Raw genomic sequence first — 21617 nt, 5'->3', positions numbered from 1 at the left:
TATGTTTATTTATGGAATACAGGAGCAAATACTGCAGATTTAACTGATGTTGTTGCAGGAACATACGAGGTCACTGTAGTTGATGCCAATGGTTGTAAAACAAAGCAAACTATCTCTCTTACAGCACCAGAAGAATTAGTAATAGAGAGCGAGGTCATTATAAATCCTACTTGTTTCGAAGGTAATGATGGTAGCATTTCAGTTAGTGTAGTTGGCGGAACTCCACCATATCAATACGAATGGACAAATGGTAATAATGCCCAATTATCCGAAGGATTAGCTGCAGGAAATCACGAAGTAATTATTACAGATAGTAAAGGTTGTTCGACGTCTAAAGCATTTGTCATTGAGAATCCAGCTCAAATTGAACTAAACTTGGGAGATGATGTTACATTGTGTCAAGGACAAGCTTATATAATTGATGGTAGAATAGAAAACGGAGTTAGTTATTCTTGGAGTTCTTCGAACGGATTTACAAGTTCGGATGCTGTAATTGAAGTAACTGATGAAGGCGTGTACAAAGTTATTGCAATAAATAGTGATGGTTGTGAGGTTCAAGATGAAATAGAAATTAAGAGATCTACAGAGGAAATTTCAGCGAATTTCTTAATGTCTTCACAAGTATTTACTGATGAAGTTTTTGTAGTTGTAAATGTGAGTAATCCGGTGCCTGATGAAGTGGACTGGATGTTACCTACTGAGGCTACAATTAAAGAAGTAAATGATGATTTTGCAGAACTTTCGTTTGCTGAAGAAGGAGAATATGAAATCACATTATATACTAAAAAAGGTGATTGTGAAGCATTTTTAACTAAGAAAGTACTTGTTTTAGAGAGAGACTTTGATGATCCTTCAAATGGTGGAGATAGTTCAGTTGATACTTCCCCAATGATTCAAGATTTAGTAATTTATCCAAATCCTTCTTCTGGAGTTTTCGCTTTAGAAGTTACATTGAAAGAGGAAAGTCCAATTAGTGTAAAAATATTTACACTTGTAGGAAACGATATGATCGATTATAAGAAAATGGAAAACCATAGTGAATATAAGATTGATTATAATTTGAACCTTACAACAGGACTTTACTTTGTAGTACTCGAGTCAAAAGGAGAGAGAATCGTAAAGAAAATTATTATCCATTAAAATATCAGAGAAATTAAGTTTAAAAACTCCGTCAATAGAAATTATTGACGGAGTTTTTTTAGTCCCTCAAGGATTAAACACTTTTACTAAATTTTATAACGTCTAAGATTGTTTAGGTTAAATTGAAGAAAGTATTATATAGATTTTTGATGTTTTTATTTTATCCCAATTTTAACAATGTTCATAACTAAACTCTTATATTAATCACTATTTCATTTGGAGATATCACTTATTAAAACCTTTTATATCTAAGTTTTCTGTCTTACTCGTATGTTTGAAACATTGATATAAATGCAAAAATTTATAATATTCCAGAAAAGTAACTGAGTATTTATTCAGGTGAAGCCGAAAAACCTTTAAAAGAGTAGGAAAAATTAAAAAAGAATTAGAAAATCATGAAAAATCTATTTTCAAGCAAATTAGCTATATTTAATGAAAAACAATTAAACCAGTTCCAATTAAAAATGACAGTTGGAGGCACAGTTGCAGACCGAACTACAAGTACAAACATTAACTCAAGTTCAAGTGTTGTAGGTATTAATATTACAGACCCCGAGCTTAGAGATAAAGATATCACTGATCCTGAGATTGATGATGCTGTCTCTAGCGATTACAGTGATTTGTAAAATCGTATCAAAAATTCTCTTACTGAGTGTCTTTATAAAACTTGGTTTTCATTTTAAAATGAAGTTTTTGAAAGTTGAGAAACTAATAATACGTTTTAGTCAATTATAAAAACATTCAAGTATTGAAAACGAATAATTACTCTGTTAATAACTATATTAACAGAGTATTTTATTTTTTGTTGGTAAATCTTATTTTAGCAAACACTTCAATTATTTACTAACATTTATGGCGCAAGAGACACAATATACCGAAGATAATATACGATCACTCGACTGGAAGGAACATATCCGTATGCGACCTGGAATGTATATCGGTAAATTAGGAGATGGTTCTTCTCCCGATGATGGTATTTATATATTAGTAAAAGAGGTACTGGATAACTCCATCGATGAGTTTGTTATGGGTACTGGTAAAACTATTGAAGTTTCTATTCAAGGTAATAAGGTAATCGTAAGAGATTATGGTCGTGGTATTCCTTTAGGAAAAGTAGTTGATGTTGTTTCAAAAATGAATACAGGTGGAAAATACGACTCTCGTGCGTTTAAGAAATCTGTTGGTCTAAATGGAGTTGGAACAAAGGCGGTAAATGCATTATCAACCTATTTTAGAGTAGAAAGTACTCGTGATGGTAAATCTGCCTCTGCTGAGTTTGAAAAGGGAAATCTAACCAATCAAGAACTTTTAGAAGAAACAACAAGAAGAAAAGGAACAAAAGTTACTTTTATTGCTGATGATGCCATCTTCAAAAACTATAAATATCGTCCAGAATACATTATTCGTTTATTAAAGAATTATGTGTACTTAAACCCTGGATTAACAATTGTTTTTAACGGAGAAAAGTTCTATTCCGAGAACGGATTAAAAGATTTATTGGAAGACAATAACAATCAAGATGATATGTTGTACCCAATTATTCATTTAAAAGGAGATGATATAGAGGTTGCTATGACACATAGTAAAACTCAATATTCTGAGGAGTATCATTCTTTCGTAAACGGACAAAATACAACACAAGGAGGTACTCATCAGGCAGCATTTAGAGAAGCAGTGGTGAAAACAATTCGTGAATTCTATGGAAAGAATTTTGATGCATCCGATGTTCGAAAATCAATTATAAGTGCCATTTCTATTAAAGTAATGGAACCTGTCTTTGAAAGTCAAACTAAAACCAAGTTAGGTTCAACAGAAATGGGTGGGGGTTTACCAACTGTTAGAACTTATATTAATGATTTTATTAAGACAAATCTTGATAATTATTTACATAAGAATCCTCAAATAGCTGAAGTTCTCCAAAAGAAAATTTTACAGGCAGAAAAAGAGCGTAAAGAACTTTCTGGAATAAGAAAATTAGCTCGTGAACGCGCAAAAAAGGCGAGTTTGCATAACAAGAAGTTGCGCGATTGTAGAATTCATTTTGGTGACACAAAAAAAGAAGATTATCTAAATACAACGCTCTTTATTACGGAGGGAGATTCTGCATCTGGTTCTATAACAAAGTCAAGAAATGTTAATACCCAGGCCGTATTTAGTTTAAAAGGAAAGCCTTTAAACTCATACGGATTATCAAAGAAAATAGTTTACGAGAATGAGGAATTTAACCTATTACAAGCAGCTTTAAATATCGAAGATGGTTTAGAGGGCTTACGTTATAATAATATTGTAATTGCTACCGATGCCGATGTTGATGGAATGCACATTCGATTATTATTAATTACGTTCTTTTTACAATTCTTTCCCGAAGTAATTAAAGAAGGACATTTATATATCTTGGAAACTCCATTATTCAGAGTTCGTAATAAGAAAGAAACATATTACTGTTATTCCGAAACTGAAAAACAAGAAGCTATTCAAAAATTACGTGGTAAACCTGAGATAACTCGATTTAAAGGATTAGGTGAAATTTCTCCAAATGAATTTGTTCATTTTATTGGAGAAGATATGCGATTAGATCCTGTAATGTTAGATAAAGAAATGTCAATTGACCAGATGTTACAATTCTACATGGGGAAAAATACACCAGATCGTCAAAAATTTATTATTGAAAACTTAAAAGTAGAGCAAGATTTAGTTACTACAGAAGAGTAGTTGTAAAAATGTAATTGTGATTGATGAATAAGGAAGAAATACTACTTTGGGAGCAAGTAGAGGCATACAAATTTGAAACATTTGATGAAGATTATGGCTTTTCAATAAAACTAGCACATGAAAACAAATGGACCATTCAGTTCACTGAAGATGCAATTTTAGAATATAAGAAGTTTATGTTCTTAGCAGCCATTTCTAGTCAGATGGTTTCTCCATCTCATATTATTGATATCGTTTGGCACCAGCACCTTACATTTTCTCATTCTTATAAAAAGTTTTGTGATTTGCTAGGTAAAACTATTAATCATATACCATCTACAGGTAAACTTGGAGAAAGAGAGGTTTTAAAAAATGCAGTAGATTTTACAAAAGAGAAGTATGAAAAATACTTTGATAAACAGAATTCTATAATTTGGAGTGTTAAATCTTTTGAAGAATCTATAAAATTAAACCAAGCTAGTAATAAATGGAACTTATCAAACAGTCAGTTAATTTTAGGAGGCTTATTATTATTAGTTCCTACATTTTTTTTATGGAAACCAATTTTGTTGAAAATAGGGAATCCAGACTTTATTCAAATCTCAATAGCGGCACTAATTGTTAGTATCTTATTAATTGAATATTTTATAAGAGATGGCTTTAATACAGCCTATAGTTCATTAGTTTACGACAATGATTATGTTCGAAAGTTACGTCCAGAAGAATCAATTGTTATCGCAACTAAAAACACAGATCAGTTGACTCTATACAAGATAAACAACTTGTTTGAAAACCATTTAATTGAAACAGAAGGAAATAGTACAAAACTAAAAATAGTTAAAAATGTAAATCAAACAGAGGATGTAATTGAAAATTCTATTTTGAATGCTGTTAAGGAACATCCAGAAAATGATTTAAGAGTTGTTATAAATGAAGTTAGTAATAAACCTCTAATAACAAGGTTGTTAGATACTGCTAATTTAATAGAAAATAAAATATTTAACTCAAGGGCTATTGTAGAACATAGAATAGTGGTTTCATTTATTTTATTTTTACTTTATTCTTTTCTTTTTTCACGATTTATTTTAGGAACTATCAGAAATAAACCTGTTTTAATTCTTATGGTTTTCATAGTATTATCTTTGGTATTATTCTATGTTTATTTAACCGACAGATATAAAACATTATTTAAAAGAAAATTTTTATCTACAATAGATACGCATGTTGATACAGATCAATATTTAGATGGCCTGTTATCAAATGAACATATCATTTTTGCAGGAGCGCTAACGGCTTTAGTAGTTTCAAGTGGATATGGACCGCAAAAGAATAAATCTTCTTGGTTCAATTCATCTTGTTCTTCTTGTAGCAGTTGCAGCTCATGTAGCTCTTGTAGTTCCTGTAGTAGTTGTAGTTCTTGTGGCGGATGTGGAGGAGATTAAGTATATTACACTGGTAAATTATAATAACAAACTCAAAACGCTTAAACGTTTATAATACATGAGTGAAGAAAATAATAATTACGAACACGAAGAAGGTATAACAAACGAAAATCAATCTGAAAATTCAGAATCGATAACGAAAGTTACCGGTATGTACAAGGATTGGTTCTTAGATTATGCTTCTTACGTAATTTTAGAGCGTGCGGTACCTTCAATTGAAGACGGTTTTAAACCTGTGCAGCGTAGAATCATGCATTCTATGAAAGACTTAGATGATGGTCGTTATAATAAAGTAGCGAATATCGTTGGTCATACAATGCAATATCACCCACATGGTGATGCGTCAATTGCCGATGCCATGGTACAAATGGGACAGAAGGAATTACTGATTGATATGCAAGGAAACTGGGGTAATATCTTAACAGGAGATAGAGCTGCAGCCTCACGTTATATCGAAGCACGTTTATCTAAATTTGCCTTAGATGTTGTTTTTAATGCAAAAACTACCGAATGGCAATTATCTTATGATGGTAGAAAAAATGAACCTGTTAATCTTCCAGTTAAGTTTCCATTGTTATTAGCACAAGGAGCAGAAGGTATTGCGGTTGGTTTATCTACCAAAATTTTACCACATAATTTTAATGAGTTAATTGATGCTTCTATCAAGTATTTAAAAGGAAGAAGTTTTACATTGGTTCCTGATTTTTTAACTGGTGGAATTGCAGATGTTTCAAATTATAATGATGGAAAAAGAGGAGGGAAGGTTCGTGTGAGAGCTAAAATTTCTCAGTTAGATAAAAAGACTTTGGTAATCACTGAAGTTCCTTTTGGTACAACAACTTCTTCTTTAATTGATAGTATTCTTAAAGCAAATGATAAGGGTAAAATTAAGATTAAGAAAATAGAGGATAATACTGCAGCAAATGTTGAAATTTTAGTGCATTTACCACCAAATATTTCTCCAGATAAAACCATTGATGCTTTGTATGCTTTTACTAGTTGTGAAAGCTCTATATCTCCGTTATCTTGTATTATTGAAGATAATAAACCAATTTTTATCGGAGTTTCAGAAGTTCTTAAAAAATCAACCGATTTTACGGTTGAATTACTTAAAAGAGAACTTGAAATTCAATTAAATGAATTAGAAGAACAATGGCATTTTTCTTCTTTAGAACGCATTTTTATTGAAAATAGAATCTATCGTGATATTGAGGAACAAGAAACTTGGGAAGGTGTTATTGAAGCAATAGATTTAGGATTAAAACCTCATACAAAACATTTAAAAAGAGCTGTAACAGAAGAAGATATTGTTCGATTAACTGAAATTAGAATTAAAAAGATTTCAAAATTCGATATCGATAAAGCAAAACAGTTTATTGAAAGTTTAGAAGAGAAAATCGCAGATGTAAAGCACCATTTAGATAATTTAATTGAATTTGCAGTTGATTATTTCAAAGACTTAAAAGCAAAATACGGAAAAGGAAAAGAGCGTAAAACTGAAATTAGAATCTTTGATGACATTGTTGCTACTAAAGTAGTAATGCGTAATTCTAAATTATATGTAAATAGAGAAGAAGGTTTTATTGGAACTTCATTGCGAAAAGACGAATTTGTATCTGATTGCGCAGATATTGATGATATCATAGTATTTAAAGAAGATGGTTCGATGGTCGTAACAAAAGTTGATTCCAAAACCTTTGTTGGTAAGGGAATTATTCATGTAGCTGTTTTCAAAAAGAAAGATAAACGTACAGTTTATAACTTAATTTATAAGGATGGAACTCGCGGTCCTAGTTATATGAAACGTTTCAACGTAACTTCTGTTACTCGTGATAAAGAGTACGACTTAACCAACGGAAGTAAAGGATCCAAAGTTTTATATTTTTCAGCAAACCCAAATGGTGAAGCCGAAGTTGTTACGGTATTATTAAGAGCTGTTGGTAGTATAAAAAAGCTTAAATGGGATTTAGATTTTGCTGATTTAGCTATCAAGGGTAGAGGAGTTCGTGGAAATTTAGTAACCAAACATAGTATTAAAAAAGTTGAGTTTAAAGAGGCTGGTGTTTCTACATTAAAACCTCGAAAAATTTGGTTTGATGATACGGTTCAGCGCTTAAATGTTGATGAAAGAGGTGAGTTACTCGGGGAATTTAGAGCGGAAGATAAAATTTTAATTATCAACCAATCGGGTAAAATTAAAGCCGTTACTCCTGATTTAGCAATGCACTTCGATAACGATATGATTGTTTTAGAAAAGTGGAAACCAAATAAACCTATTTCTGCAATTTATTACGACGGACATAAAGAACGTTATTTTGTTAAACGTTTCTTGTTAGAAAGTCCAGATAAGGAAGAAGTGTTTATCACTGACCATGAAAAATCACAATTACAGATTGTAGCTACAGATTATCGTCCGATTGCGGAAATTAGTTTTTCTAAAAGAAGTTTGCCGAAAATGGAAGTGAATTTCGAAGAATTTATTTCTGTAAAAGGGATTAAGGCAATTGGAAATCAATTGACTCAAGCTAAAATTAGAACTGTGAATTTACTAGATCCTTTACCTTTTGAGGAGCCAGAGGAAAAGGTGGAAGATATTGAGGTAAACGAAGAGGAAACAATGGATTCTTCAGATGAAATAGATAAATTCAAGGAAAATAAAGCGAACAAGGCTTTACAGGCAGCTATAAAGAAGAAGAAAGAAGGCGGCGACGATGAAAATCAAACGGCGTTATTTTAAATGAAATTAAAGCATTTATATTTAGGATTAGCGATTCTCGGTATTTGTTATACTTGGTACTATAATATTCAGTATTTCCAATATGCCGATAATCCTTCTTTTGCTAATTTTTTTGCTGATGCGAAATCTAATTTTGCTGGAAAATCTTTAAGTGCTGATTTGTTAGTAGTGGTGCTAACTTTTTTCGCTTTTTATATTCCAGATGCGATTAAATTGAAGATTAGATACTGGTGGGTTTTGATTCCGCTCACCTTTGTTATAGCAATTGCATTTACATTTCCTTTATATTTATATATTCGAACGAATACTTTAGAAAAAAGAGCGCATATTGAATAATATTTTTCCATATCAATTTGATTTAAAAAATCCTCTAGGAATTTTAGCTTACATATCGACTGTGATTTTTGTGGCTTGGTTAATTTCTAGGATTATTCGATATATTATAGAGCTTATCATTGATTCGAAAAAAACTGATCGCTATGGACGAACGAGTATTCAGTTTTTTAGAAATTCAGTTAAGTTTTTCTTAGGATTAGTGGCACTCGTTTTTATTGTTTTAACGGTACCAACATTAAGAAGTAAAGCAACTTTGATTTTTTCTGGGGCAGGAATAATAGCAGCAATTATTGGTTTTGCGGCTCAAGCTGCGTTATCTAATTTAATAGCTGGAGCGTTTATTGTAATATTTAAACCTTTTCGAGTTGGTGATTATATCAAGTTAGATGATACCAGAGTTGGAATAGTGGAGGACATTACACTTCGTCATACAGTGATTAATAATTTTGAGAATAAGAGATTAATTATTCCAAATTCTGTAATTAGTACAGATTCCGTTTTAAATCACACTATTGAAGACTCTAATGTATTAAGTTTTAATAATTTTAAATTAGGATTAAGAGCTGATATTGATTTGGCTCGTTCTATTATACAGGAAGAGGCTATAAAACTTCCTATGGTTATGGAGGATGACACTTCTGTAATTGATGTGAGGGTTATTGACATACATGAGAGTTATATCCATATGCGTGCTTACGTATGGATGAACGAACCTTTTCAAGAATTTAGAGGTAAATGTGCCTTAAAAGAAGCAGTTCATAAGCGTTTTATTAAAGAGGGTGTTGATTTACCTATTCCGATAAGTAAAATTGAACGTATAGAAGGTTTATTATAAAACTTCATTATTAATTACAGCTGCATTCTGTATTAAATAACTCGACTTTTTGTCCCTCTTCTTTTTTCATGTTACTTTCGATTAGTTTGTAGTTATCAAAATCGATTTGATATGCTTTATTAACTTCTTCATTATCATTCCATATTGAAACGTAGTATATATCTTTTTTTACGTACCAATTCCCTAAGTGTTCTTCTAGTTCCTCTTCAAAAACTAATTTTTCGTTTTTTAAATCATAAATAGACAATCCACTTGTATCAGAATGCCAATCTGAGATTAAATATCTATTGTTATTAGTCAAGAAGTAAGAACCTCCATTAAAAGTAGTTATTTTTCCTTCTAAATTAATTATAATAATCTGTCCATTATAATCTCCAAACTTTGACAAAACAAAAAGTGAGTTAGAAGGTTGTTTTGTCGGAGCTACAATACCATGATTATCACCCAAAGCATCAATCTCCTGAAATTTCAATTCTTTAAATACCTTTTTGTTTTTTAATACTCTAACTTTCGCTTTACAATCGAAAGAATAGAACGTGTCAACTGGTTTAAATTGAATAATTTCAACTAAAAAGTCTCTAAATTTATGTTCATTTATGGATAATAATACCGATTCACCAACAAGTTTACCATTATGAAGATATCCTTTCTGAGAAAACTTGATTCTACTTTTATGAACATAACCAATCATTCCTTTTTCGTTTTCTATTACCCACCAATTTGATTCTTTATTTGGGAAATATGAAAAATACTCGTTCGTTTTAAGTACGCCAATGATTTCACTTTTATTACTCTTTTCCAATCGAATATTTACATACCCATCTGGATCATTAATAATTCCAATATTAGATTGTGAATTACAGTAGGAAACTATGAACAAACAAACGAAAAATGTGATAAATTTAATATTCATAACTAAAAATTGTTATTTCTTATTTATTGGTTATAATGAACTTCGCTCAATATTTTCTAATCTAGCATAAAGAATTTGTTCATTTATTTCTAGTAAATTAATAAGTTGCAACGCAACAAAAGCAGCTGTTCCAAGTATTCCATCTTTAGTATCACTAAATTCAATTTGTAACTCAATATTATTCGTATGGTCATCATTAGAAATATCTTCAGGATCGTTCCAAGTTCCAGTTATTTTCGTTTCGGTTACAGCTTTTAAAAAGTTAAAGATATCAGATTTACTTTCAGGAATTATGATAGTTAAAATTTCCTCTCTTGAACGTGGTATTCTAATATTCATAGCAGTATCTCCATATAACACAGCATAAAGAATATCACAAGCTTCTTCCAGTAACATTTCACCTTTTTGTGATCTTTGAAAAGTTTCAATTTTATGTAATCCTAAGTGCGGTGGATTTATAAGGAAACCTGTTTCAAGTAATTCGCTTCTACTAGTATTTTTATAAGCATCAATAAAAGCATTAATTCTGTGATCGGTAAAACCTTTTTTAGTTATCCTAGCAATTCGATTTTTTAATATTTTAAGTTTTTCTTTTTGTTCATGTAAACTGTGTCTTTCACAAGTCAAGTAAATTATTTGATCAATAAGCCAATCCTTATCTTTTTTATTTAACTGAGCGCTAATTCTAGATTCTAATTCAGGAAATAACTCATCTTGAGCGTTTTTAATAATATTACTTATATCATCCATAATGTTATTATTAATTATTTATCTAATAAACAAAACTCTCACAGAATCCTCACAATATTTAGACAATTATTTTGTTATATTAATGTTTAAATTAATCTAAAAACTTCCATTATGTTAAAATCAATTTTAAAATTAGAAGGTGTTCATGAACTAAAAAGAACAGAACAAAAACTTGTTAATGGTTCAGGTAATGATTGTCATTCTACGAACGGTAATGACTGTGAACCATTTAATAACCCTAATTATTTCAATTGTTTAAGAACATGCGCGGGTTCTTGTTCAGGAAGTGGACAGTGCTACGAGCAAATCAAGTAAATTAGAAAGCGACTTTTATAGTCGCTTTTTTTTAAGTTTTTTCTTATCTAAGAAGATTATATCTAAGAATACAATAAATGGCTCTAAACCCATCTTTCCAACCAATTTTTTTACCCTCGGCATAAGTTCTTCCGTAGTATGAAATTCCTACCTCATAGATTCTGATATTCGGAATTCTTGAAATTTTTGCTGTCACCTCTGGATCAAAACCGAATTTATTCTCTTTTAATGTAAGGCTTTGAATCATTTGAGTATTGAATAACTTGTAGCAAGTTTCCACATCTGTCAAATTCACATTACTAAAAATATTAGATACAAAGGTTATAAATTTATTAGCGAGAGTTTGCCAAAAAGAAAGTGCTTTATGTGGACTTCCGCCAATAAAACGAGATCCGTACACAACATCTGCTTTTCCCAATAAAACAGGGTTCAATAAATTATTATATTCATTTGGATCATACTCTAAATCTGCATCCTGAATTATTAAATAATCTCCAGTAGCTTGTTTAATTCCTTCTCTAACTGCAGCTCCTTTTCCTTTATTATTTTCAAGTTTTATGTATTGTATATCCAATTCATCATTCTCGTTTATAAAATCAATTATTAATTGATGCGTATTATCTGAAGAAAAGTCGTTTATAATGATAATCTCTTTTTCAATAGTATTACTTAGATGAACTCTTTTAATTTTTTCGAGTAGTAGAAGTATTGTAGCTTCTTCGTTATAAGTCGGGATAACTATTGATAATTTGGTGAAGCTCATTTTGATAATACTTTATTTAAAACAATAGACGGTATTAGTAATTGAACACAATAAATAGGTATTAAATATCTAAAATTATTAATGGGATGCGCAATAATACTAAATCCAGCATAAAACAAAAGAAACATTAAAAGAAAATAAACAAGATTTTTTTGTTCCTCCAAGTAATGGTCTTTTTTTCGGAATATGGTAATAATTGAGCCAAAGAAAATGATCCATAGAAAAGTTGTAAATATTTTTCTAATTGGGTTTATTTTATGCAGAAATGAATACTCATAATCATAGTTCTGTATATGGAGATTAAAATAGTCTCGTATGAATTTATTGGGTTTAAATTTTTTTACGTGAGGTATTTTATAAGCATAAAAAAGTTGTTTGAAATTAGGAAACAAATAATATTTAAAATATTCAAGAGGATAGTTCTTTATTAAAAAAGACGAGTGTTTTTTGAACTTTTTACCCATATAAACCCATGCTTTTGTATAGCTATATCCTTCAGTTTTCATTGTATAATACAACATCTGTTTACCAGGAAAATCATTTTTCCACATAAAATCTGTTGCATTAATGTGCTTGTGAGAGTAAATAGAGTCAGGATAAGAGGTGATTACGGTATGAATGAATTTATTGTCTTTATCATCAATATTTTCTGGTTTTAAATCAATATAAGGTATAATTGACACAGCATTATTTAGAGTCGCCCAACCACTAAATCCAGAAAATTCATCCACTTCGTAGGTTTCATAAATTTCATTTTTATCAATTGTATAAATAAGTAAACTAATTAATATAGGAACTGATGAGAGAAATAGAAATCTTTTACTCCTTTTGACATGGATAATTAAAATGCTGAATGATAAAATAGGGTAGAACAGAGCAGTATATCTAACATTAATTGTAAAATAAAATACAACAAAATGTAAAATTACGAGAAGCGTTGTAGGTTTTTTAAGAATCCATAATGAGGTTGTTAGATATAAGAGTGTTAATGAATTAAATATTGTATCACTCATTATATAATTTGTGCAAAAAAGAACACTTGGAGAAAAAATAAGGAGTGATGATAAGATATAAAAAGTGATTCTATTAAAATGAAAAAAAAAACTTATTGAAATAAGAAATAAGATAGTAGCAAAGGAGTTGATTATAAATTGTCCAATAAAAACCATGCTTGTTTTTACGGAAATAGAATGAAAAAAATCAAGAAACCAAGAATACCCAATTGGTCTAAATCCATTTATGGTACCGGTTTTGGCAGACAAAATATAATTACCTGTATCCGCCATTGTTGCCGGATATGGATAGGTAAGTTTTAAAACAATATAAATTATTACATAGGAGGCAAGAAATAGCATTAGATCGTTTCTTTGCTCTTTCTTCAAGAGAAAGGAAAAAAAGGTGTTATTTGAAATAAATTTATTTTTTTCTAGGGATTTAAGCATTCCTCATTAAAGTTATCTTTACAGTCTATTACATTTAATTTCATACAAAAGTAAAAATATAATCAAATTACGATCTATGTTTTTCAAATGCCTGATGAACAATTTTTTCTAGTTCGTCATATTTTACATTAAGTGAATTTGAAGTTATTGATATTGGCGATCCATACATATTATAATTTGCTTTTAAAATTCGCTTGGTGATTCCGTTTTTTGCTCGATCAATGTATTTTTCAGGTTTATTTGTGTCTAACATCATAATTTTCGTAGAGGCAATTTCTAAGGTTCTTATTTGAATAATGTCTTCCCAATTTATGAGTCCAACATTAGTTGCGTTTGTGTTATCTGTTATACCATTTTCATCAATGATTAGACCTATTTTAGTTTTAAATAATTTCCTTGAAATAAAAATAACACATAATCCAAAGAAAATAACGGATGAAATTCCAACAATGGTGATTATTGTTGAACTTTTAAAGATTGGATTTATAAATCTCTCGGGCATAAGTATAAAAACAGCACCCGCTACAACAAATAGTAATGCACCAATAAATAATAAAATGGTTTTAGTTTTACTTATTTCAATTTCAATTTTATCGCTCATTTAGCTCTTTTTTATTGTTGGTATAGGAATGTATGTATTATCTCCTGGTACTTTAGGAAAGGTTTTATTTTCCCAATCTTCTTTAGCTTTTTGAAGACGCTCTTTACTATGTGAAACAAAGTTCCATAATAAGAATCGTTCTTCTGGAAATGGTTCTCCTCCGAATAATAAAATTTGAGAATTGGCATCTAAGCAAATTTCACATTCATTATCGGTTTTACTAATTAACATTTGACCTGACTCAATTTTTTGCTCTTCATTAATAATCGCTCCTTTTACAACAACAAAAGCTATTTCTCCTTTGACTTGTCCTTTAAGGTTTAATGTAGTTCTTTCACTGGCAAAAATATCTGCCATAAACAAAGGAGAGTATCCTTGTAAAGGTGCTGACAATCCAAATGCGTTTCCAGCAACAACCTTTATGGTGAGATTATCAGAATTAATTTTAGGAATTTCCGAATTTGGAAAATAATCGAATCTAGGATTTATTTCTTCTTTTTCGATAGGTAATGCAACCCATATTTGATATCCATGCATTAAAAATTCTTCATTGGTTCTTTTTTCCTTTGGAGTTCGTTCGGTATGAGTTACTCCTTTGCCTGATGTCATAAAACCAACATCACCTGGAGAAATGATTTGTACACTCCCTGTGCTGTCTCTATGTTCAATTTCTCCTTCAAATAAATAGGTTAGGGTACTTAAACCAATGTGTGGATGCTGATCTACATCCATATACCTTCCATTTCCAATCTTAGAAGGTCCCATGTGATCAATAAATGTAAAGGGTCCCACTTGTCTTTTTTTACGAAATGGAAGTAATCTTCCAACCATAAAATTTCCAAGATCGGCTTGACGTTCATTTACAAGTAATTTATTATTAGCCATAGTTATTTGTCTTTTTAATTATTTGGTTCAATATGTATTAATACATTTCCTAAATTAGGAATTACTTCTTTCAAATGATCTTTCAATTTGTGAGCTATTTCATGTCCTTTTTTAACTGACATTTCTCCATCAACAATAGCATGTAAATCGACATGATATTTCATGCCTGCTTTTCGAATAAAACATTTTTCAGTGTCAAGAATTCCCACTACTTTGATGGATTCATCTCTTATGTTTTCTAGTAAGTCATCATAAAGATGTTCATCCATAATTTCACCTAAAGCAGGTCTAAATATTAAATAGCTATTGTAGAGAATAAATACAGAAGCAAATAATGCAGCCCAATCATCCGCAGCTTCATATCCATTTCCTAAAACAAGAGAAATAGAAATTCCTATGAACGCCATTACGGAAGTAATTGCATCGCTTCGATGATGCCAGGCATCCGCTTTTAATGAAGAACTATTGGTTTCTTTGCTTTTTTTAATAACTACTCTGTATGATATTTCTTTCCATAAAATAATTGCTCCTAGAATAAATAAAGTCCAGGATTCAGGAACTTTATGGGGTGTTTGAATATTTTGAATACTTTCATATGCAATGATGGTGGCTGATGTAACTAGAAAAGCAACCACTAAAAACGTAATTAATGGTTCAATTTTTCCATGTCCGTAAGGATGATTATCGTCAGCTGGTTTTTTAGCGTATTTTAAACCTAACAAAACAAGAAAAGAAGATAAAATATCAGTCGTTGATTCTATTGCATCTGCAATTAAGGCGTAAGAATTACCAAAGAAACCTGCGAGTCCTTTAATAAGTGCTAAAAAGGTATTACTGATAATACTGAAATAAGTTGTTTTAATTGCAGTCTGCTCGTTATCCATTTTTCAGTTTTATGACGTCTATGAATATACGATTTTTCTTGATTTTCTTTTGTAGAATATGGAACGGATTCCAAGTTAATGTAATGTAGTATAAGAAGTAGGAGAGAAGTAACCTGAAGTTAAGTTCTTTGATTTAGAACCTAGGATTTTAGTTAGCTGTTAATTTAAAATATGGTAAGCCGATGCAAATAAAGTGAATAAAATTTTCGATTTTGTAGGTTTAATTCTAATCCTGATAATACTAAACAAATACCAGTTTATTAGTTTTAGAGTTATTCACTCATCCATTTCAATAGATCATCTTGATTTACAATGGACCACGAATGCGGATGTCTTTCTCCATTCGCACGATAGCCTCTATTTTTAGTTTCTATAAGTTCTATTTTATCATTACCGAATTCTGCACTTAGTTTGTCTGATAATTTTTTAAGATAAAAAGCATTTAAGTCTTCGTAATCATTTTTTCTGTTTTCTTTCCACCATTTTAAGTCTGGCTCAGTGTAAAATCTGATTTTTAAAGATTTTAAGTTTTTTAAATTTTTGATATTTTGTGTTTCTAGAGTAAATGGAGAATTCATCTCATATTTGTCTATTCCATTTTTAGGATTACCGAATTCTTTTTCTAGAAAACTTTTAATCCATGTTGCCTCTTGAATTGAAGTTTTCGAAAAATGTGATGTTATGTTTTTTTCAGCAGTTCTGTAAAGTCCTAAAAGATCGATAGGGGAGTCCACCACAAAAACACCTTTAGGTTGTATCTGACTTTTTATTTCCGCTAGATAATTACTAATTAATAAACTCACATTTCCCCCACTCGAAAAACCTCCGATAAAGATTCTTTCTTTTGATATGTTATTTTCTAATATTATTTTTTCTAACCTTTCTGCTAATTGTTTTTTTTCTGATTGTTTTAAGAACAAATGTTCGTTCAAGTTCATTGCTAAAACAGAAAATCCATACTTTTTGCTGCTTTCTAAAATTTTAAACTCGGATAATGTGTTTTTAGCATTACAAGGAAAACAAGGAAACAAAATTAACAGTCCGTTTTGTTTTTCTGATTTCATTAAATCAAATTCTGATGTTGTTATTCTTGTTGTTTCATTGTTTTCTTTATTTAATTCTTTACAGGAAAATATGATTAACAATAAAGATATAATGAGTATTCTCATTTTTTAAATAATTAGAGGTTCACTATCAATGTGTTTTTAATTAAGAAAAATGATAAAATCTTTTCTCTATGTTTCTGGAAAAACACCTCATTAAACTCGGAAATATTTGTTTTTTAGAAATTCAATGTACGTTCTTGTTTTTTTGTTTTATTATCCATTAATATTCCAATTACGATTATCATAAGAGCAACCAAAACAACTCCAATTTTAATACTTACATCAATATTATTTTGAACAACAAAGCTCACAGCAAATGAAAGTCCAAAACTTGCGGTCCATTTAGTGTAAAAATTATTAGGTACGAAATGTAACTTACTCTTAAGGTGTTTTTTAAAATTAATCAGTTTTATTTTAAATAATTCATTGTTAAATGATGGTATTTTCTCAAGTTCTAAATACTGAATATAATTTTCGATCTGTTCAATTTGTTCAGATGCTAGGTCTTTTTCTTTTAGGTTTTGTAAAATAGATATGAAGTTTTTAAATGTTTTAATTTCTGATTTTACATTGGTTTTTGAAAGTTGTTTTTTGAGATAAATAATTGTTGATTTTAAATCATTGGTTTCAACAACTAAATCAGAACCTGTAAGCTCTGTTAATTGAACATCTAATGCATTTGCTATTCTTTTTATAGTTTCTCCTGTTGGGACGGACTCATTATTTTCAATTCTTTGGATTGTTCTTAAACTCACCTTTGATTCCTCAGCTAAATATTCTTGTGACATTCCACGTGATGCTCTTAATTCCTTTAATCTTTGCGCTAAATTTTTCGTTTCCATTTTAATATTGTTTATTGTTTCAGCAAATATATATTGGAAACATACTTACTGATTACGTCAAGTTAACGTCATCTTTACGTCATGTAGTAAAAGTGATTCCATATTTTATGTAAAAAAAAGAAAATATAATTAGATTAAATTTCTGCGGATGTCTATAATGATGCAGAACTATTACCAATTCCAAAAATTAAGTTATCATGTTTTTCGTTTCAGTATAAATATTCCAATTCCAATACAAAGGGAACTAATAATAATATTTTCTAAGGATTTATCTACATATCCACCCCATCCGTAAAAACCACTTTCTTTATAAAAAATTGTCCATAACCCAACTGAAATTAGGAGAAAAGCAATTAACTTATTTAGGTTTTTCATTTTAGAAAGATTATTGAAATGCTAAAAAATAATTAGAGAAGCATTCTATTTAAAAGTATTAAATTTTCATGTAATGCTCTTTATAGTTTTAATCTATCATATCTTATTATACAGAGTTTATTCAAGTTTTATTGATGTGAATAAATATAAAATTCCCTTTTTTTCCTTTGTGGAGCGGAGAGTTTTTCTGCTTGTAAATTAAATTTCTAATTCTATAAATTATTCTCTTTATCATTACAATTCTAAGTAATTATGCATCTTGTTGTAGTTAGTTTTTTTATCCTTTGTTTTCATATAAATACCATTCAGTCAAAGTCAGATTTGAAATTAATAATTTTTCTCCGAGATATAATTGTACAATTCCGCTTTTCTTTCCCTTTTTCCACTAGTTTGTAATGTTTACTTTCATATGCGCCAATAAAGTCAGAAATTTCGATTTCCACATTTTCCCAATTATTAAAATCATTTTCTCCACTCGCATATTTAATCCAAATTACGCCATCGCCAACAAATTTCCATTCTAGTTCATCTTCTGATTCATTGATTTTATAATTCTCCTTATTCCATAAAAAACACTCACCTGTTCCGTCATTATTAAAAGTAATACCATAATTATAAATCATAGTTCTCAGACCGCTTCCATCATCGGCTCCTCCAACCCAAGTTCCTATTAGAATATCTTTTTCAGTTTTCATAATGTTGATTTAATTACCCACAAGATATTTGTGTATGATTTTATTACTTAGTTTAAGTACTAAAGTTAGGAAATAAATCATAGATAGAATGTCTGTGAGGACTTTCGTATTTAGGCTAGAACTAGCAATGAATTATCTATGGTATTGGTCATTGACTTTAATGGATTTATAACTTAATGTGAACTTACATCATTTTCTAGAATACAAGGGTTTATAAAACTATCGTAATGTTCACGTTTCTTCCAATATAGTATGAATAGGAGAGCAATAATTACTAAAAGAATATACAACACGCTACCCTCTGGTCCAAAAACTCCTCCAGTAAATATGTTATTAGGTGTATTAATACTAATTACAGAAACTTTAGCAATATTTCCACTAATAGGAAATCCAAAAAGAGCACCAAGAAATAGGTTCCAAGAAAAGTGCATTCCAATAGACATACCCAATCTTCCCGTTATTAAAAAAGGTAAGCATATAATTATCGCGTCCACACCTAAATTAATAGTGGATATAATAGTAGCACCTTCATTAAAAATATGAGCAATTCCAAATAAAGGAGCAATTAAAATAAGAATAATTAAGGCTCTTTTCTTAGGCTCTTTTTTAAGTACTCGTAGTGCTTCATAAGCAATGTAAAATAGAAAAGCTCTAAAAAATATTTCTTCAACAGAGGTTCCTACTATTAAACCAAATATTTCAGATAAAAGCCCCGCTAAAAAAGAGTAATTAAAAGAATAGTTCGATGAATATACAGTGAAGTAATCTACAATCTTTAAATTACCAGAAAAATACATTAACAAGAAGAATAAAGATAGCTGTATTAATGAAATTAAGATACCAATAAAAAATTCCTTTATCCATATTCGATTAATGCTTAAGCCATATTTTTTAAATGATGATTTTTCTAAATATTTAATTTGTACAAATAAACTGAATACAACTGATATTAGATAAATTGAAGCAGATATGACTCCTCGTAAAAGACTTGAATCTAAAAATTCTTGTAAAGCTAACTGTAAAGGAATATTAATGATAAAGGTGATTACTAAAAATAATAATAATCTCCATATAGGACGAATTTTATTTTTAGAGTTATAAATAATTTTATGCATACTTAAATTGCTTTTAAAAGATTAATAATATTTTTAATCGCAATTTACGTCCGTTGTGTTTTTTAAAATAGAATGAAATTAGCCACGTTTTTAAAAATCAAAATTTCCTTATTTTCTTTGGGTTAAAGCCAATATATAATTTAAATACTCTAATCATATGACTATGATCTGAGAACCCACAAGTTAGAGCAATTTCTGTTATAGACATATTGGTGTTAAATAAAAAATACAATGCTTTATTAACTTTTACTTTTCTCATATAATCACCCAATGTACCTTTATAGTATTTTTTAAAATATTTGGAAATTGTTACTGGATGAACATTTAATATATGTGCTAATTCATTTAGCGTAATAAATTCATTCCAACGATCTTCAATAATCTCTTTAAGTCGATTAACCCATAAGGGTTTATAAGCGGAAGTTTTATTACTTGTAAATAATGATTTCATCGAAAGCTGGATAGAATCACTGGAGTGAGAATCATTAATCTGAAATTCATTATAGATTTGAATTAAGTCTAAATATGTCTCAACACTTCTATTTTCAGTAATAGTTAGATCATGAAAATTCAGGTTATTTTTTGAGAAGAAATCACTCTTTAATTCCAAATTAAGGTTTTTGGAAGGAAAGGATGTAAATCTATTTCTATGAATTTCTCCTTGATCATAAACCATAATTTTCCCAGGAGAAACTTGTGTGTCTTTAATTTTTCTTGATTCTAGGTTCCCTCCTTGAAGAATTAGTGACAAATGTATATCTTCATGTGAATGCCATTCTTCTGAAACAGGTTCGTTATAATTGACGATAGAGATCGTACATAAATCTAAATCAAATTTACTGTTTGTTCTGCCTAAAAAGGTATTAGATTTTAATTTCAATTTAGTTTTTAAGTTTGTGGCCAACGTATTTGTATATGTTTTGTTGCGGGAAAAGGACGCGAGTCATTTTCCCTTGATGCGGAAAGATAATTAATAAGATTGAATTTCCGGTGAGATCCCGAAGCTTCGGGACAGCCGAAATTAATTATACAAGTTGTTGGCTTTTAGTGCTTTAATTCTTTAATATATTTTTATCATTTCTTATGAATTCAATTAATTCCCACGAATTCCCATTTTTGAATTCATATTTTGTATATCCAAATTCTTTACTCCAAAAAACTGTTTTTAAATCATACGCAAATGGCATGTCATTATATGATTCCGCGTCTATTTCGATTGATTTGTATTTTGATTTATTTTTAAATTTCGATTTCAATTCAGATATTTTAAATGTAATTTCTGAATATGATAAAGTATCTCTTCTTTTTTTTAAGTTCAGAGTCAGATAGTCAGTTTCTTTCCCAGAACTTAATTGTAAGATATCAACATAATCTCTAGTCACTTTATTTCCGATTGAACTTGTAAAAGGATTTATTAGGCTTATTTCTCCAGTAATGAAGTAGGTGGTGTGATAATCAGGTAAAATAGCTAAATGGTCACCTGGATTGGTGTAACTCTTAATTTCTTTAACAAAAATTGTGTCGACTTCGTTATTGTTAGATTCAAAAACTAGTTTATCTCCGACTTCATAAGGTTGCCAATCGAAAGATTCAGAGTCCATTTTATGCTTCTTTCCACAAGAAAGTAGTAAAGAAATTAGAACAAAAGTGAATGCTTTTTTCAATTATAGATTAAGTTTTGGGCATTAAAGCCAACGTATTTGTGTATGATTTTTTGCGGGAAAAGGACGCGAGTCATTTTCCGTTGTTT

22 protein-coding genes are annotated in these 21617 nt (G+C 29.7%); 8 read left to right on the top strand and 14 right to left on the bottom strand.

Annotated features, from left to right (window positions below; translation table 11 throughout):
* The 7 genes from ACOSP6_RS06895 to ACOSP6_RS06865 all read left to right on the top strand — a co-directional run.
* Nucleotides 1-1140 (top strand): T9SS type A sorting domain-containing protein (locus ACOSP6_RS06895; protein WP_422095710.1); only part of this gene is annotated, 1140 nt, incomplete at its 5' end.
* Between the two features lie 464 nt (nt 1141-1604).
* Nucleotides 1605-1766, top strand: coding sequence for a hypothetical protein (locus ACOSP6_RS06890; RefSeq protein ID WP_422092413.1), 162 nt, complete (start codon nt 1605-1607; stop codon nt 1764-1766).
* Between the two features lie 226 nt (nt 1767-1992).
* Nucleotides 1993-3852 carry a DNA topoisomerase IV subunit B gene (locus ACOSP6_RS06885; protein ID WP_422092412.1) on the top strand — a complete coding sequence of 620 codons (1860 nt, stop codon included), beginning with the start codon at nt 1993-1995 and terminating at the stop codon, nt 3850-3852.
* 23 nt (nt 3853-3875) lie between these two features.
* Entirely contained in the window at nt 3876-5273 is a 1398-nt protein-coding gene (locus ACOSP6_RS06880) for a glycine-rich domain-containing protein (protein WP_422092411.1), read from the top strand.
* 58 nt (nt 5274-5331) lie between these two features.
* Nucleotides 5332-8010, top strand: a complete 2679-nt coding sequence (locus ACOSP6_RS06875; protein WP_422092410.1) for a DNA gyrase/topoisomerase IV subunit A — start codon at nt 5332-5334, stop codon at nt 8008-8010.
* On the top strand, nt 8011-8346 hold the full coding sequence (locus ACOSP6_RS06870) for a DUF2834 domain-containing protein (protein WP_422092409.1): 336 nt from the start codon (nt 8011-8013) through the stop codon (nt 8344-8346).
* Nucleotides 8339-9181: a mechanosensitive ion channel family protein gene (locus tag ACOSP6_RS06865; protein ID WP_422092408.1), complete on the top strand. Its 843-nt coding sequence runs from the start codon at nt 8339-8341 to the stop codon at nt 9179-9181. The genes ACOSP6_RS06870 and ACOSP6_RS06865 overlap by 8 nt, the downstream gene beginning before the upstream one ends.
* Before the next feature lie 10 nt (nt 9182-9191).
* Here ACOSP6_RS06865 and ACOSP6_RS06860 read toward each other — a convergent pair whose 3' ends face one another.
* Nucleotides 9192-10094, bottom strand: a complete 903-nt coding sequence (locus ACOSP6_RS06860) for an SH3 domain-containing protein (RefSeq protein WP_422092407.1) — start codon at nt 10092-10094, stop codon at nt 9192-9194.
* A gap of 30 nt (nt 10095-10124) precedes the next feature.
* Nucleotides 10125-10844 (bottom strand): hypothetical protein, encoded by a 720-nt coding sequence (locus ACOSP6_RS06855; RefSeq protein ID WP_422092406.1) that lies wholly within the window; start codon nt 10842-10844, stop codon nt 10125-10127.
* A gap of 111 nt (nt 10845-10955) precedes the next feature.
* Between ACOSP6_RS06855 and ACOSP6_RS06850 the strand changes: the two genes are divergently transcribed.
* Nucleotides 10956-11159, top strand: a complete 204-nt coding sequence (locus ACOSP6_RS06850) for a hypothetical protein (RefSeq protein ID WP_422092405.1) — start codon at nt 10956-10958, stop codon at nt 11157-11159.
* A 43-nt stretch (nt 11160-11202) separates the two neighbouring features.
* Here the strand turns inward: ACOSP6_RS06850 and ACOSP6_RS06845 are convergent, their stop codons facing one another.
* From ACOSP6_RS06845 to ACOSP6_RS06790, 12 genes are all read right to left on the bottom strand, one after another.
* Nucleotides 11203-11922 carry a glycosyltransferase family 2 protein gene (locus ACOSP6_RS06845; RefSeq protein WP_422092404.1) on the bottom strand — a complete coding sequence of 240 codons (720 nt, stop codon included), beginning with the start codon at nt 11920-11922 and terminating at the stop codon, nt 11203-11205.
* Complete coding sequence (locus tag ACOSP6_RS06840) at nt 11919-12935, bottom strand: hypothetical protein (RefSeq protein WP_422092403.1); 1017 nt, start codon at nt 12933-12935, stop codon at nt 11919-11921. Before ACOSP6_RS06840 ends, ACOSP6_RS06845 begins: the two co-directional genes overlap by 4 nt.
* A 496-nt stretch (nt 12936-13431) precedes the next feature.
* The gene (locus tag ACOSP6_RS06835) at nt 13432-13965 is read right to left on the bottom strand and encodes an STM3941 family protein (protein WP_422092402.1); all 534 of its coding nucleotides are present in this window, start codon (nt 13963-13965) and stop codon (nt 13432-13434) included.
* Entirely contained in the window at nt 13966-14850 is an 885-nt protein-coding gene (locus ACOSP6_RS06830) for a pirin family protein (RefSeq protein ID WP_422092401.1), read from the bottom strand.
* Nucleotides 14851-14864: 14 nt separating this feature from the next.
* Nucleotides 14865-15734 carry a cation diffusion facilitator family transporter gene (locus ACOSP6_RS06825; protein ID WP_422092400.1) on the bottom strand — a complete coding sequence of 290 codons (870 nt, stop codon included), beginning with the start codon at nt 15732-15734 and terminating at the stop codon, nt 14865-14867.
* Nucleotides 15735-16006: 272 nt separating this feature from the next.
* Nucleotides 16007-16903: a hypothetical protein gene (locus ACOSP6_RS06820; protein WP_422092399.1), complete on the bottom strand. Its 897-nt coding sequence runs from the start codon at nt 16901-16903 to the stop codon at nt 16007-16009.
* A 113-nt stretch (nt 16904-17016) separates the two neighbouring features.
* Entirely contained in the window at nt 17017-17682 is a 666-nt protein-coding gene (locus ACOSP6_RS06815) for a helix-turn-helix domain-containing protein (protein WP_422092398.1), read from the bottom strand.
* Nucleotides 17683-17877: 195 nt separating this feature from the next.
* Nucleotides 17878-18057, bottom strand: coding sequence for a hypothetical protein (locus tag ACOSP6_RS06810; RefSeq protein ID WP_422092397.1), 180 nt, complete (start codon nt 18055-18057; stop codon nt 17878-17880).
* 305 nt (nt 18058-18362) lie between these two features.
* On the bottom strand, nt 18363-18752 hold the full coding sequence (locus ACOSP6_RS06805) for a hypothetical protein (protein WP_422092396.1): 390 nt from the start codon (nt 18750-18752) through the stop codon (nt 18363-18365).
* A 173-nt stretch (nt 18753-18925) separates the two neighbouring features.
* Complete coding sequence (locus ACOSP6_RS06800) at nt 18926-19867, bottom strand: type II CAAX prenyl endopeptidase Rce1 family protein (RefSeq protein WP_422092395.1); 942 nt, start codon at nt 19865-19867, stop codon at nt 18926-18928.
* Nucleotides 19868-19964: 97 nt separating this feature from the next.
* Nucleotides 19965-20747 (bottom strand): helix-turn-helix transcriptional regulator, encoded by a 783-nt coding sequence (locus ACOSP6_RS06795; RefSeq protein WP_422092394.1) that lies wholly within the window; start codon nt 20745-20747, stop codon nt 19965-19967.
* 172 nt (nt 20748-20919) lie between these two features.
* Nucleotides 20920-21531 (bottom strand): hypothetical protein, encoded by a 612-nt coding sequence (locus ACOSP6_RS06790; protein WP_422092393.1) that lies wholly within the window; start codon nt 21529-21531, stop codon nt 20920-20922.
* Between the last annotated feature and the right edge of the window lie 86 nt (nt 21532-21617).

Origin of the sequence: Tenacibaculum sp. MEBiC06402, from assembly GCF_049239625.1 — a bacterium.
Classification (GTDB): domain Bacteria; phylum Bacteroidota; class Bacteroidia; order Flavobacteriales; family Flavobacteriaceae; genus Polaribacter.
Note: the sequence above shows the minus strand (reverse complement) of the source record. Positions and strands in the feature narration are given on the sequence as shown.